We start from the raw sequence: 12,524 nt of genomic DNA, 5'->3' as shown, positions 1-12,524 counted from the left end.
ATGAAATTCACCACGCTTTCGGCCATTGCCGGTTTGTTTGCCGGCATTGCCAGCATTGCCCAAGCGCAGGAAGTCCCGGCCGGCTATCCAGCCGATTATTCTAAGATCATCGAAGGTTCCCGCACCGAGTCAGGGGTCATGATCTATTCCAACATGGCCGATAACAATTGGCAGCCCATCATCAAGGGCTTCAATGCCAAATATCCGTGGGTAAAGGTCGAGACGGTCGATCTGGGATCGGGCACCGTGCATTCGCGTTGGGAGGCCGAAAAGGGTTCGAGCGCACGCACCGCCGACATTCTTGTTTCCGGTGCCAACGACCGCTGGGCATCCTATGGCAAGGATGGCTTGATGGAAGATTACAAAAGCCCTGAAATCGCCAAGCTTCCAGAGTTCGCACATCCCTATCCCGGCGTGAATGTGCTCTCGACCGATCCGCTGGTCATTACTTATAACGCAGCGCTTCTTCCAGATGACAAGCGCCCGAAGGGTTTCTCATCAATGGTTGCTGCGGCCACAGCTGATCCGGACACGTTCAAAGGAAAGATCACCACTTACGATGCCTCGCGCAACAGCTTCGGTCTCAGCGCGTGGTGGAGCTATATGAACAAGAAAGGTGAAGAGGGCTGGAGCGATTTGCGCAAGATCGGCCCGATGATCCGTGGCGAAACATCCGGTGGCCCGATGAATGAAAAGATCGCTACCGGCGAGTATCTGATGGGCGTTGCGGTTTCTGGCATCACCATTTTCCCGCGCCTAGAGCAGCCAGGCGGCGAGATTCTCGGTTTTGCTTTCCCCGATGACGGCACGATCATGATGCTTCGCGGCATGGGTATTCCCAAGGGTGTCGCCAATCCGAACTCTGCCAAGCTGTTTGTCGATTACGCTTTGAGCCAGGATGGCCAGACGCAGGTGGGCAAGGGTGGTCTTGTTCCCTACCGTGAAGATGTGCCGGAAGACCAGGTGCGTTACACGTTCCAGAAAATCGGCGGCATCGTCGGCAACGACAACATGATCATTGCTGGCTTCGATCAGCGCTTGATTACCGAAGCGGGTCCCTTTGTCGAGAAGTGGAACGCGGCAATCGCTGGCCGTTAAGGCCGTGCTTCGAGGGTCAGCCGCCTTTCGGTGGCGGCCCTCCTACCAACCCTGACAGGAAAATTCGATGACGGATATCAGCCACCCCGGCGCGGCCGGAAGGGGGATAGACCGATCGCGTGCGATCTACTGGGGCGTTGCGGCGCTGACGACGATCCTCGTATTCGGTCCGATCACCCCGATCATCTTCCAGGCCTTCCTCGACAAGCCACTCTATGACGACACGGCTGTCATGACGGTCGGCAATTTCAGCCGCCTGTTCAGTGAACCTGGCATGGCAGGCATATTCTGGAATACGCTCTATTTTGGCGCGCTGACCATGCTCGTTGCGCAGCTCTTCGGCGCAGTCATGGCCGTTCTCGTCGGGCGCACCAATCTTCCGGGTCGCAAGTGGTTGGGCGAGATTTTCATCTGGCCGCTGTTTGTGTCTAACCTCGTGATCGCCTTCGGCTGGTTCACCATGTATGGCCCTTCAGGCTTCATGACGCTCGCCGCCAAGACTTATCTCGGTGGCGCGCCGTGGAATCTTTATAGCGTGACCGGCATGGGCATCGTTGCGGGTCTCAGCCAGGCGCCGCTGACCTATCTGATGTGTCTTGCTGCCGTGACCAAGGCCGATCCGCTTCTGGAAGATGCGGCCCGCTCCACAGGGGCTGGCCCGTTCCGCGCGCTGTTTTCGGTCACCATTCCGATGATCCGTCCGGCCATCATCTATTCCGCCGTGTTGAATTTCGTTGTCGGCATCGAGATGCTCGCCATTCCCCTTCTGTTTGGCGGCCCGTCCGGCATACAGACGGTAACGACGTTTCTCTACAATGCCGGCATCAACGCCTCTGTCCGTCCGGAATACGGAATTGTCGGTGCCGCAGCCGTTATTCTCTTGATCGTGGTAGCCTTCCTTGTGTGGCTTCAAGGCTTCCTGATGAAATCCTCAGGTCGTTTTGTCACGGTGCGCGGCAAGGCCAGCCGTCCATCGACACTGGATCTTGGCGCATGGCGCTGGCCCGCTTTCCTCTTCGTTTTTGCCTTTGCATTTTTGACGATCATTTCGATCTTCGGAGGCATCTTCATGCGATCGGCGGTCAGCTTTCTCACGCCGCTCATTCCCTTCTGGAAAGTGCTGACCACCGCCAATTTCGAACATGTCTTGGGTTCAGCCAACTATGTAAGATCGATTGTTAACTCCGTGCTGGTCGCCACGATTGGCGCAGCCATCGGCACTTTCTTCATTCTTGTCATCGCGCTCGTCGCGCGCCGCTCGGACTTCCGTTACAGGCGGACGCTCGAATATATCGCGCTGTTTCCGCGCGCTCTGCCGGGTATCATTGCGGGCCTCGGCTTCTTCTATGCGGTAATCTGGCTGCCGGGAGCCGATGTCATTCGCGGCACCATCGCTGTGCTGATCCTTGCCTTCATGATCCGCTACATACCCGTTGGTTTCGGCGCTATCGCTCCGGCTCTTGCTCAGGTCGGTGAAGAGCTGGACCGCGGGGCACGTATTTCCGGTGCGGACTGGTGGACCACAGTGACACGCATTATCGTGCCTATTCTGAAGCCCGCATTGTTCAGCTGTTATGCGCTGCTCTTCATCCACTTCTTCAAAGAATATGTGACGGCGGCCTTCCTCTATCAGCCCGGGTCCGAAATCATCGGCACGACCATGCTTCAGCTTGTTGCCCAAGGCGATAATGGCCCGGTCTCCGCCCTTGCAACCATCCAAGTCATCATTACCGCCGCGTTCGTTCTTCTCGCACGCCGCGTCATGGGAGCCAAAATCTATGGCTGATCTCGTTCTCCAAAACCTCACCATCAAATACGGGGCCGTTACGGCGGTCGATAATCTCAACATTCACGTTGCGTCCGGCGAATTTCTGACCTTGCTCGGCCCTTCCGGCTGTGGAAAGTCCACGTCGCTCTTTGCCGTTGCCGGTCTCAACCATGCCACGTCAGGCACGATCCGGATCGGTGACCGTGTCTTGTTCGATGGCAATCCCGGCAACACCGTGCCCCCGGAAAAACGCAATATCGGCCTCGTTTTCCAGTCTTACGCCCTATGGCCACACAAGACAGTCGCTGAAAACCTCGCCTTTCCTCTCACGCTACGCAAAATTGGCAGAGCAGAGCGGGATGAGCGCATAAAGGATGCGTTGGGACTCGTTGAAATGTTGCCCTATGCGGATCGCTATCCGTTCGAACTTTCGGGTGGACAACAGCAGCGCGTTGCCCTTGCCCGCGCGCTCGTCTATCGCCCGCCGCTTCTTCTCCTTGATGAGCCACTCTCGAATCTCGACGCGAAACTGCGAGAGCGTGCGCGTGTCTGGCTGCGCGAATTGCAGGAGCGGTTGAAAGTGACGACCATTTACGTGACCCACGATCAGGCCGAAGCGCTTGCCGTGTCTGACCGCATCGCCGTGATGAGCATGGGGCGGATGCGCCAGCTTGGCAGCCCGCGCGATATCTATGAGCGTCCCGCCGACAGCTTCGTTGCTGACTTCATCGGCTCGTCAAACTTCTTCGATGGCACGATGATTGAGAGCGGCACGGACGCGGCACGCATCCGTCTTGTCGATGGTAGCGAAATCGTGACGCCAGCGGGGCCATCTGACCCTAACGGGGCCGTTGTTGTAGCCATCAGGCCTGAAAAGATCGAAATTGTCGCTGAGACCGGCCCGAACACGATGCGGGTTTCCATTGAGCAGCGGACCTATCTCGGTTCCGTCTGGCAATATGCGGTGCGCTCCGGCCCGATCGAGTTTCGTATCCAGACACCATTGGAGCTGAAGGACTCGTCCATTCTGGTTCATCTTCCTCAGGAGTTTTGTGCCGTTTTTCCCGGAACACGTGACCAGAATTGAGGCCTTCAATGGTAGAGAATCCAAAAACCGTCCGTTTTCAGGCGGATCAAAAAGGCCCGTTACACGGCATTCGGGTCGTTGATCTCAGCCGCGTCGTCGCCGGTAACATGCTCTCGTTGCAGCTCGGAGACTTCGGGGCTGATGTCATCAAGGTCGAACCACCGCAGGGCGATGCGTTGCGTGAATGGCGTGACAACGGCCATTCCCTGCATTGGAAAACCTATGGCCGAAACAAAAGATCGATCGCTCTCAACCTGCGCAATCCAAAAGCTTTGGAGGCGTTGAAGAAACTGCTCGAAACGGCGGATGTCTTCATAGAGAACTTCCGGCCCGGCACGCTTGAGGAAATGGGACTCTCGCCGGAAAGTCTGGCGGAGCTTAACCCGAAGCTCATCATCGTGCGGATTTCCGGCTTTGGTCAAACCGGTCCTTATGCAAAGCTTCCCGGTTTCGGCACATTGGTTGAGGCGATGAGTGGCTTTGCCATGCGCACCGGTTTCCCGGATCGCGAACCGGTCCTTCCACCTTTGGCTCTCGCAGACATGATCTCCGGTCTTACGGGCGCAAATGCCGTCATGATGGCGCTGTTCGCGCGTGAACGGGGTGATGCTGTCGGTCAGGTTATCGACCTCTCACTACTGGAGCCAATCTTCGCGTCGCTGGGACCAGAAGCATCAATTTATCACGTTACCGGCAAGGTCAAGCAAAGGTCTGGCTCAGGCTCAAACACGGTTTCACCGCGCAACGTCTATCTGTGCAGTGATGGCAAATACGTGGCGCTGTCCGGCTCGACGCAGGTTATTGCGATGCGGATATTCGATATCGTTGGACGCCCCGACATGAAGGATGACCCACGCTTTGCCACCAATGCAGAACGGGTAAAACATCGCGAACTGGTCGATGCCGCGCTCGGGGCTTGGTTCGTGACGCGAACCCGAGATGAAGCGCTTGCGGAGATGCGTAAGGCAGGTGCCACCGTCGGACCGGTCTACGACATCGCTGACATCAGTACGGATCGGCATTTTGCCGAACGGGAAATCGTCGTGAATGTCGAGGATGCCGATCTCGGCAGTATTCCGCAGCACAATATTTTTCCGCGCTTTTCGAAGACGCCGGGTGTTTTCCGTCATCCGGCACCGGATGTGGGCGAGCAGACGGAGGCAATTCTGGCCGAGGTCGGTTTGACCCCTAATGATCTGGAGGGCGACGAATGATCGCGTCTCTCCTTTATGTTCCAGGCAATGCGCCGCGCTTTCTGGAAAAAGCAGGCCAGCGGGGCGCGGATGTCGTCATCATCGACCTCGAAGATGCCGTGCCGGAAGATGCCAAGGCGGAAGCACGCGAGGCGCTGGAACGATGGGTGCCGGAAATACAGCAGAGCGGCGGCAAGGTTTTCGTTCGCGTCAACAACTCTGAGCGATTGTTCGAGGATGCTGTGGCAGCGACCGTTGCGGGAGCCGATGCGCTCTATATTCCAAAGGTCAACACCGCAGATGTTCTCACAGATTTGGCGCAACGCCTTCAGAAGTATGAGGCCTCACGTCCACCGATCCATTTCGTGCCTCTAATCGAGGATATGAAGGGTCTCTTTGAAGTCCGGTCAATCGCACACGGCCCGCGCGTTCTGGCACTGACCTCCGGCGGCGAGGATCTGGCGACAGCAATGGGAGCTCAGCCGACACCGGATGTGCTGCGCTATCCCAAGCTGATGATCCATTATGCGGCCAAGGAGGCGGGTGTTCTCTCCTTTGGAATGCTGCGGACAACGGTCGATTTCGCCGATAAGGAGGCGCTTCGTTCGGCTGCACTTGAAGCGCGTGACTTCGGTTTCGATGGCGCAACCTGCATCCATCCATCCGTCGTGCCGATCCTGAACCAATGCTTTGCCCCCAGTTTGGACGAGGTTGCGTGGGCGCAGAAAGTCATCGCAGCGAATGCTCAAGAGGCTGCGGCAGGGCGAGGGGCCTTCATGCTGGACGGCAAGTTCATCGATGCGCCAATCGTGATGCGCGCCCAAAATCTTCTTGCACGATTTGAGAAAGGACGGGCCACCTCATGACCCACGACATCATTCAGGGCGCACAGCACGGCCATCGCAGCCGCCGCATCCTCGTGACCCATAACAAGATTGCTGAAAAAGCGATCCGCTTGCTGAACGAACACGACATCGACGTGTTTTTCTCTCCACCTTACGATGCATCCGACATTGTCGCCAAGCGGGCTGCAGAGCTTAAGATTGATGGCATGATGGTCCGGCAGGGCCGTATCACGGAGGAAGTGATTGCCGCTTCATCCAACCTCAAAGTCATAGCGAAACATGGTGTTGGCATCGACAATGTTGATATCGTGGCTGCCGCTAAACTTGGTATCCCGGTGCTAAGAGCCATGGGATCGAATTCTCGTGCTGTTGCAGAGCATACGATTGCTTTGGCACTGAGCCTTATCAAAGAGGTGCTGCCGCTCGACAGGGCGGTGAAAAGTGGTGAATGGCCTAAGCCGACCTTTATCGGCAAGGATTTCCTCGGAGCTACGCTTGGCCTGATCGGTTATGGCGGCATTGGGCGCGAGACGGCTCGCATGGCTGAAGCGCTTGGCATGGAGGTTGTGGTCTACGATCCCTTCGCGCCGGACGCAGCAGAAGCCGATGGGTTTGCCTCTGCCAGCGACATCGATCTCATGTTGCCAGCCCTCGATATTTTGAGCATCCATTGCCCGCTGACAGCAACGACACGCGATCTGATTGACGGGCGTCGTCTCAGCATGATGAAGAAGACCGCCGTCCTCGTAAACACGGCTCGTGGCGGCATTATCAATGAGGCGGCGCTTGCTGAAGCCCTGTCTACTGGTGCCATCGCAGGCGCAGCACTCGACAGCTTCGCCACCGAGCCACCGGCACCCGACAATCCGCTGTGGACACTGGGCACACTCATCGCCACCCCTCATATCGGTGGCGTCACCTACGGCTCCGCAGATGCGATGGCGGTTATCGCCGCTCAGCACATTATCAGCGTTCTCGACGGCAATGCGCCCGACGAGCGCTCGATTGCCCGACCAACCGAACTTTCTGCTACCTGAGGCTCTCATGACTTACGGATTTCGCGTGAAACTGAACTGGGATCGTATCGAGCCAACGCTCATTGATTCATTCCGAAGCCTTCCCGTAGCCAATGTCAGCGATTCCATGTCGCGCATTTGTGCCCTTGGCACAGGGATGAGACCGATGCACCGCTCTGGCAATCTCGCGGGCCCGGCACTGACCGTCAGAACCCGCCCCGGCGACAATCTGATGCTTCACAAGGCAATCGATATGGCACAACCGGGCGACATCATCGTTGTCGATGCCGCTGGCGAAACCGCCAACTCCCTGATGGGTGAGTTGATGCTTGCCCACGCAATCCGGCGGGGCGTAGCAGGCTTTGTGCTTAACGGTGCAATTCGCGACGCCGAAGCATTTATGGAGCGCAACCTCCCCGTTTTTGCCAGCGGCGTAACCCATCGCGGCCCCTATCGCACCGGCCCGGGCGAAATCGGGCTTCCCATCGCCATCAACGGGACGGTGATAGAGCCCGGCGATCTGATACTCGGTGATCTCGATGGCGTGGTATGCGTTCCAAAAGCCGATGCGGCTGATGTCCTCAAGGCAACAATCAAAAAGCATGAGGCCGAGACCAAGCAGATGACAGAAACCGAGGCAGGCACGGTCAGTCGTGACTGGGTGGATAAGGTCCTGAAGGAGGCCGGTTGCGAATTCATCGATTGATGATGCCAAAGGCTCTGCGCCAATAGCGGCGCAGACGGCTCCGTTTAGGATCACCCACCTATGTGATGGTAGGCCCGCTTGTAATACACCAGCGCTTTGTCCGCCTCGTTTTCGCGGATCGCTTTCACTGAACAGAACAGCACGCGATGGGTGCCGATATCTTGCATGTCGGTAATCACGCAGTCGAAGGACACCATGGCGTCATCGAGTATCGGGGCGCCGGTTGCTCCATAGTGCCAATTGGCTGCTGCGAAGCGTTCTTCGACGGGCGTTTTGCCGCCAAATAGGGATGAGAGCTTTTCATGCTCTGCAGTCAACACGTTGACGCAAATCGCCTTGTTTTCCATGACAGCTTCGAAGACTGATGCTGTGCGGTTCAGGCAGACGAGAAGCGTTGCGGGGCTGTCGGTCACGCTGCAAACTGCCGTGGCTGCAAAGCCTGCCTTTCCGGCAGGACCATCCGTGGTGATGATGTTGACGGCAGCGCCCATCTTGGCCATGGCGTTGCGAAATGCCTGCTGATCGACATCGGGCACGGTCTCGATTGGCCCAACAAGATTTGGCATGGTGTTCATCGGAACATTCCTTTCTGGGCCATCTGGCCTTTTCGGCGTGGTGTGCACGGTGATCATGCTGCTGATCTGGTAAGCGACTTGTCCGTAAAGGCGGGCAGGGCCAGTGCCTTTTCCAGACGTAAGGCAACGCTCGCCGCCAAGTCTTCGCGCCATGGCCGTGCGACGATCTGGAGAGCGATTGGCAAGCCTTCGGCGGATATCGATACCGGCACGGTTACCACGGGCAGGCCGAGATAGCTGAAGGGGCGCGTGAAGGATGTCATGGCGCTGACCACGGCGTTCATGGTCGGGCTTGTGCCGACATCGACATTCGACGAGAGCGGTGGCACCAAGGGCATGGTGGGAGCGATCAGCACATCGGCGGAGGCAAAAGCGGTATCCAGAAATTCCTTCAGCATGACCGAGCGTATCTGCAACGCGCGCAGATAGATTGGCCCCGGTATGGCCAGGGATTGAGACAGACGCATGCGGATTTGGGGACCGTAATCCTCAGGTCTCTCGCGCATCCAGTCGAAATGCACCGCACCCGCTTCCGCCATGGCAACGGCATTGGCGAGTTCTGCGATGGACGAGAGATCTGGAATGGAAGCCTGCGCAATGCTGGCGACGCCAGGCGTAAGTGCAGAGATGGCGGTTTCGATGCCGCCAGTTACACTGTCTTCCAGACCTTCAGTGAAAAGGCCGCCAGCAATGCCAATGCGGAGCGACGAAATATCCTCAAGCAGTGCGGCTGGTTTCTCAACGTCCATACAGGTCGTGTCGCGACCGTCAGGGCCAGCGATTAGTTGTAAAATCAGATAGGCGTCCTCAACCGACCGAGCCAGAGGGCCGACGCAATCCTGCGAGAAGGAGAGTGGCATGACGCCGTGGCGGCTGACGCGTCCCTGCGTGGGTTTGATGCCGACCACACCGCAACAGGCGGCTGGCAGGCGGATCGATCCGCCTGTATCGGAGCCAAGGGCTGCCAGTACCACGCCACCGCCTACCGACGAGCCTGAGCCGGATGAAGAGCCGCCGGTGATCCGCGCTGCCTCTATCGGGTTCAACGCTCGCCCGTGGTGAAAATTATGCCCGGTTGGCCCCATGGCAAATTCGCTCATGTTCAACCGACCGATGGAAAGCGCGCCAGCGCCCTGCAAGCGCTCCATCACCGTCGATGTCGAGGCCGCGATGTTTCCGGCCCGGATTTTCGAGCCGCAACCGGTCACGAAACCTTTGCGGTCATACATATCCTTATGGGCAAGCGGTATGCCGTGCAGCGGGCCGACGGTTTGGCCGGATGCCAGCATGGCGTCCGCGGCCTTCGCGGCTTCAAGTGCTGGGCCTTCCTCGATGTCGATGAAGGCATTCAGCCGTTCCTGGCTGGACTTAGCCCGTGTCAGCGCTGCCTGTGTCATCTCGACCGAACTGATCTTGCCGGTGCGAATTGCCTCTGCCGCTTGTTTAAGAGATGTGGGATTGTCGAGGCTCATCGCTTTGCCTCCGCAAGCAGGAGGGCGTCGAAATGCGCCGGCTCAATGTTGAACAGAGCTCCAGATTTTCCGACAAGTGAAGGCGCAATCGCCGCACTGTCGCGTGCGATCTCCCCTGCCATGGCCACCAATTCAGCCTCGACAGCCGGTCGGCCCCAATAAGTCTCGGCAAGCGCTGCCACGACATCCTTGGTATCCATCAGCTGAAATCCTGCGGTTGGCGGTTGCGCACAAGCTGGCTGAGCGACACGGCGATGACGAGTGCGCCGCCGTAAAACAAGTTTTGCACATAGGCATCCGCGCCCAGCATGGTCAGGCCGGTGATGCCGGTGACGAGAAAATAGACGGCGATGACAGCACCGAAGGCGTTGAACCGACCGGGCGAGATGGTCGTGGCGCCGAGAAAGGCTGCTGCGAAGGCGGGGAGCAGCAGATTGAGACCTGACAGCGGGTCGGCAGAGCCTGTCATTCCCGCATAGAGCATCCCCGCGAAGGCCGATATCAGGCCGGACAGGATGAAGGAGGTGGCGCGAACGCGGTCCACATTGATGCCGTTCAGCCGGGAGACCTCGCGCCCGCGACCGACGAAAAGCAGCTTGCGGCCCGCAATGGTGAATTCAAGCGCGTACCACAGAATGGCAGCGAGGATCATCGCATAGAAAAAGGCGAGGGGAATGCCGAACATCCGATTGATGATGACCCATTGCACCAGCCCCATCGACACACCGGAGATCGTTTGCGAATTGCTGACCCACAGGATCAGCCCGTTGACGAAGGTGCCGACGCCGAGCGTTACAATCAGCGAGTGAATGCGAAAATAGAGCACGAAGAAGGCGTTGACCGCGCCGATGATGACGCCGCTGACAAGGGCGATCAGAATGACCGGCACGATTGGCCAGCCTAGTTTCACATTCAAAACCGCAATCAACATACAGCTCATCGTCAATGTCGAGGCGCCGGATAGGTCGAAGTCACCTGACGTGAGTGGGATAATGATGGCGAGCGTCAGCACCACCAGAATGGCCTGCGAGCCGAATAGCGTTGAGAAGCTGCGCCAACTCAAAAAGGAATCCGGCATCAGGGCGCCGAAGATCACGATCAGCAGCAGCCACGCGCCCACGAGCGCAAAACGCTCTCCTTCGGTCTTCAGCGTGAAGCGGCTTTTGGGGGAGGCGGGAGCTTTCATTGTCGGCATATCGAGCGTCGTCATTCTGCGGCCTCCGCTTCATGGCTGTGGAAACAGGCTTCGGTGATCACCTTGCGGCTGATGTCGGAGCCCTTGAGTTCGATCACCGGGCGACCGCGTGAGAAGACGATGATGCGGTCGCAGATTTGCTCGAGTTGTTCATTATCGGTGGAGGCGCAGAGAATGGCAGTGCCCTCTGCCGCTGCCCGGTCCAGCGCCTTGAAGATTTGTTGACGCGCACCAAAATCAACGCCCTGCGTCGGTTCATCCAGCATCAGCAGCTTGGGTTTGATCTGTAGCCATTTGGCCAGCAGGACCTTCTGCTGATTGCCGCCAGAGAGAGACCCGAGCGTCAGGTGGGGATTGTCCGGCCTGACGTCATAGATTTTTGCAAGGTGCGCGGCCTCTCGCGTCATGCCCGACCTGTCAAGCCCGTAAGGCTTCAGCAGGTTGTCCAGAACGGGAAGCGTGATGTTGTCGGTCACGGAAAGCGAGCCAATACCTGCAGCGCCCAACCGGTCACCGGGTAGGAAGGCGATGCCCATTCTCTGCGCGGCCAGCGGGGTCATGGCGTCGATACGGACGGTTTTCCCGCCTAACGAGATTTCGCCCGTGCCGCGCTTTGCGCCATAAAGCAGATAGGGAAGCGCGGCAAAGCCGGAACCGATAAGGCCGGTCACGCCCAGCGTTTCGCCCTCGCGAATGTCGAAATCGAACGGGGCGCTGACGCCATCCGTCAATCCGCGCACGCTGACGGCTGCCGGTACGCCACTCTGTGGCATCCGCCTTTTCTCAAACGCATCGATGCGCGAACCAACGATGGTGTCGAGGATGGACTGGCGCTCAGAGCTGCGTGTGTCGAGAATATCGACCAACTCTCCATCGCGCAGCACTGCGACGCGGTCGGTTATGTCCCGCACCTCGTCAATGTCGTGGGTGACTATGACGACGGAAGCGCCCGTCTTGACGATGGAGCGGATGAGGGTAAACAGTCGCTGCACGTCTTCGGCGGGAAGGAAGGGCGTTGGTTCATCCAACACCAATATGCCTTCCCCACCATGACCGGCATCGGATGCCCGCAAATCCTCGAAGGCGCGGATGATGGCAACGAATGCCCGCTCCACCGGGGGCAGGTTAGCCACCGTCTGGAAGGGGTCTATCGAAAGATCGAACTCTGCAAACAGCTTCGAGATTGCTGCCGCTTCTTTTTTCCAGTTCACAAACCATGGCGTTTTCTGACCAAGCGCGGTGACCCGCATGTTCTCCAGCACCGTGAGAGATGGCACGAGGCCGAGATGCTGGTGAACGAAGGCAACGCCGCGTTTCTTGATCTCCATCGGATCAAGCGGCAGCGGCATTTTCTGTCCCCAGAGTATGACCTCACTGCCGTCTTCCGGCTGGTGAAAGCCAGCCAGAACCTTGATCATAGTGGATTTGCCGGAGCCGTTCTGGCCAAGAAGCCCGAACACCTCGCCGCGCCGGATCGACAGCGATACACCCTTGAGAGCATAGTAGCTGCCGAACCGCATGCGGATGTTGTTCATGGAGAGCACGGCATTATCAGTCATGATGCGGCTC

12 protein-coding genes are annotated in these 12,524 nt (G+C 58.1%); 7 read left to right on the top strand and 5 right to left on the bottom strand.

Annotated elements, in window-relative coordinates; translation table 11 throughout:
* The 7 genes from AC27VJ_RS06440 (at position 1) to AC27VJ_RS06410 (ending at position 7,713) form a co-directional block, all read left to right on the top strand.
* Positions 1-1,098 (top strand): ABC transporter substrate-binding protein, encoded by a 1,098-nt coding sequence (locus AC27VJ_RS06440; protein WP_488683298.1) that lies wholly within the window; start codon positions 1-3, stop codon positions 1,096-1,098.
* Positions 1,099-1,165: 67 nt separating this feature from the next.
* Positions 1,166-2,884 carry an ABC transporter permease gene (locus tag AC27VJ_RS06435; RefSeq protein WP_488683297.1) on the top strand — a complete coding sequence of 573 codons (1,719 nt, stop codon included), beginning with the start codon at positions 1,166-1,168 and terminating at the stop codon, positions 2,882-2,884.
* Positions 2,877-3,953, top strand: a complete 1,077-nt coding sequence (locus AC27VJ_RS06430) for an ABC transporter ATP-binding protein (protein WP_488683296.1) — start codon at positions 2,877-2,879, stop codon at positions 3,951-3,953. The genes AC27VJ_RS06435 and AC27VJ_RS06430 overlap by 8 nt, the downstream gene beginning before the upstream one ends.
* An 8-nt stretch (positions 3,954-3,961) precedes the next feature.
* On the top strand, positions 3,962-5,167 hold the full coding sequence (locus AC27VJ_RS06425) for a CaiB/BaiF CoA transferase family protein (RefSeq protein ID WP_488683295.1): 1,206 nt from the start codon (positions 3,962-3,964) through the stop codon (positions 5,165-5,167).
* Positions 5,164-6,012 (top strand): HpcH/HpaI aldolase/citrate lyase family protein, encoded by an 849-nt coding sequence (locus AC27VJ_RS06420; RefSeq protein WP_488683294.1) that lies wholly within the window; start codon positions 5,164-5,166, stop codon positions 6,010-6,012. The genes AC27VJ_RS06425 and AC27VJ_RS06420 overlap by 4 nt, the downstream gene beginning before the upstream one ends.
* Positions 6,009-7,028, top strand: a complete 1,020-nt coding sequence (locus AC27VJ_RS06415; protein ID WP_488683293.1) for a hydroxyacid dehydrogenase — start codon at positions 6,009-6,011, stop codon at positions 7,026-7,028. Before AC27VJ_RS06420 ends, AC27VJ_RS06415 begins: the two co-directional genes overlap by 4 nt.
* Before the next feature lie 7 nt (positions 7,029-7,035).
* On the top strand, positions 7,036-7,713 hold the full coding sequence (locus AC27VJ_RS06410) for an RraA family protein (RefSeq protein WP_488683292.1): 678 nt from the start codon (positions 7,036-7,038) through the stop codon (positions 7,711-7,713).
* 50 nt (positions 7,714-7,763) lie between these two features.
* Here AC27VJ_RS06410 and rutF read toward each other — a convergent pair whose 3' ends face one another.
* From rutF to AC27VJ_RS06385, 5 genes are all read right to left on the bottom strand, one after another.
* The gene (gene rutF, locus AC27VJ_RS06405; RefSeq protein ID WP_488683787.1) at positions 7,764-8,279 is read right to left on the bottom strand and encodes an NADH-dependent FMN reductase RutF; all 516 of its coding nucleotides are present in this window, start codon (positions 8,277-8,279) and stop codon (positions 7,764-7,766) included.
* A 62-nt stretch (positions 8,280-8,341) separates the two neighbouring features.
* The gene (locus AC27VJ_RS06400; RefSeq protein ID WP_488683291.1) at positions 8,342-9,760 is read right to left on the bottom strand and encodes an amidase; all 1,419 of its coding nucleotides are present in this window, start codon (positions 9,758-9,760) and stop codon (positions 8,342-8,344) included.
* Positions 9,757-9,960: a hypothetical protein gene (locus AC27VJ_RS06395; RefSeq protein WP_488683290.1), complete on the bottom strand. Its 204-nt coding sequence runs from the start codon at positions 9,958-9,960 to the stop codon at positions 9,757-9,759. The genes AC27VJ_RS06400 and AC27VJ_RS06395 overlap by 4 nt, the downstream gene beginning before the upstream one ends.
* Positions 9,960-10,970 carry an ABC transporter permease gene (locus AC27VJ_RS06390; RefSeq protein ID WP_488683289.1) on the bottom strand — a complete coding sequence of 337 codons (1,011 nt, stop codon included), beginning with the start codon at positions 10,968-10,970 and terminating at the stop codon, positions 9,960-9,962. The genes AC27VJ_RS06395 and AC27VJ_RS06390 overlap by 1 nt, the downstream gene beginning before the upstream one ends.
* Positions 10,967-12,514 (bottom strand): sugar ABC transporter ATP-binding protein, encoded by a 1,548-nt coding sequence (locus AC27VJ_RS06385; protein WP_488683287.1) that lies wholly within the window; start codon positions 12,512-12,514, stop codon positions 10,967-10,969. Before AC27VJ_RS06385 ends, AC27VJ_RS06390 begins: the two co-directional genes overlap by 4 nt.
* Between the last annotated feature and the right edge of the window lie 10 nt (positions 12,515-12,524).

It is taken from the genome of Agrobacterium sp. 20P9.1.2 (assembly GCF_057799395.1).
This window is presented reverse-complemented; position numbering and strand designations above follow the sequence as displayed.

Excerpts from the sequence above, each read along its gene's own strand:
- AC27VJ_RS06385 (WP_488683287.1), bottom strand. The coding sequence starts at position 12,514 with ATGACTGATAATGCCGTGCTCTCCATGAACAACATCCGCATGCGGTTC.
- AC27VJ_RS06420 (WP_488683294.1), top strand. The coding sequence starts at position 5,164 with ATGATCGCGTCTCTCCTTTATGTTCCAGGCAATGCGCCGCGCTTTCTG.
- rutF (WP_488683787.1), bottom strand. The coding sequence starts at position 8,279 with ATGCCAAATCTTGTTGGGCCAATCGAGACCGTGCCCGATGTCGATCAG.
- AC27VJ_RS06415 (WP_488683293.1), top strand. The coding sequence starts at position 6,009 with ATGACCCACGACATCATTCAGGGCGCACAGCACGGCCATCGCAGCCGC.
- AC27VJ_RS06410 (WP_488683292.1), top strand. The coding sequence starts at position 7,036 with ATGACTTACGGATTTCGCGTGAAACTGAACTGGGATCGTATCGAGCCA.
- AC27VJ_RS06390 (WP_488683289.1), bottom strand. The coding sequence starts at position 10,970 with ATGACGACGCTCGATATGCCGACAATGAAAGCTCCCGCCTCCCCCAAA.
- AC27VJ_RS06435 (WP_488683297.1), top strand. The coding sequence starts at position 1,166 with ATGACGGATATCAGCCACCCCGGCGCGGCCGGAAGGGGGATAGACCGA.
- AC27VJ_RS06400 (WP_488683291.1), bottom strand. The coding sequence starts at position 9,760 with ATGAGCCTCGACAATCCCACATCTCTTAAACAAGCGGCAGAGGCAATT.
- AC27VJ_RS06430 (WP_488683296.1), top strand. The coding sequence starts at position 2,877 with ATGGCTGATCTCGTTCTCCAAAACCTCACCATCAAATACGGGGCCGTT.
- AC27VJ_RS06395 (WP_488683290.1), bottom strand. The coding sequence starts at position 9,960 with ATGGATACCAAGGATGTCGTGGCAGCGCTTGCCGAGACTTATTGGGGC.
- AC27VJ_RS06425 (WP_488683295.1), top strand. The coding sequence starts at position 3,962 with ATGGTAGAGAATCCAAAAACCGTCCGTTTTCAGGCGGATCAAAAAGGC.
- AC27VJ_RS06440 (WP_488683298.1), top strand. The coding sequence starts at position 1 with ATGAAATTCACCACGCTTTCGGCCATTGCCGGTTTGTTTGCCGGCATT.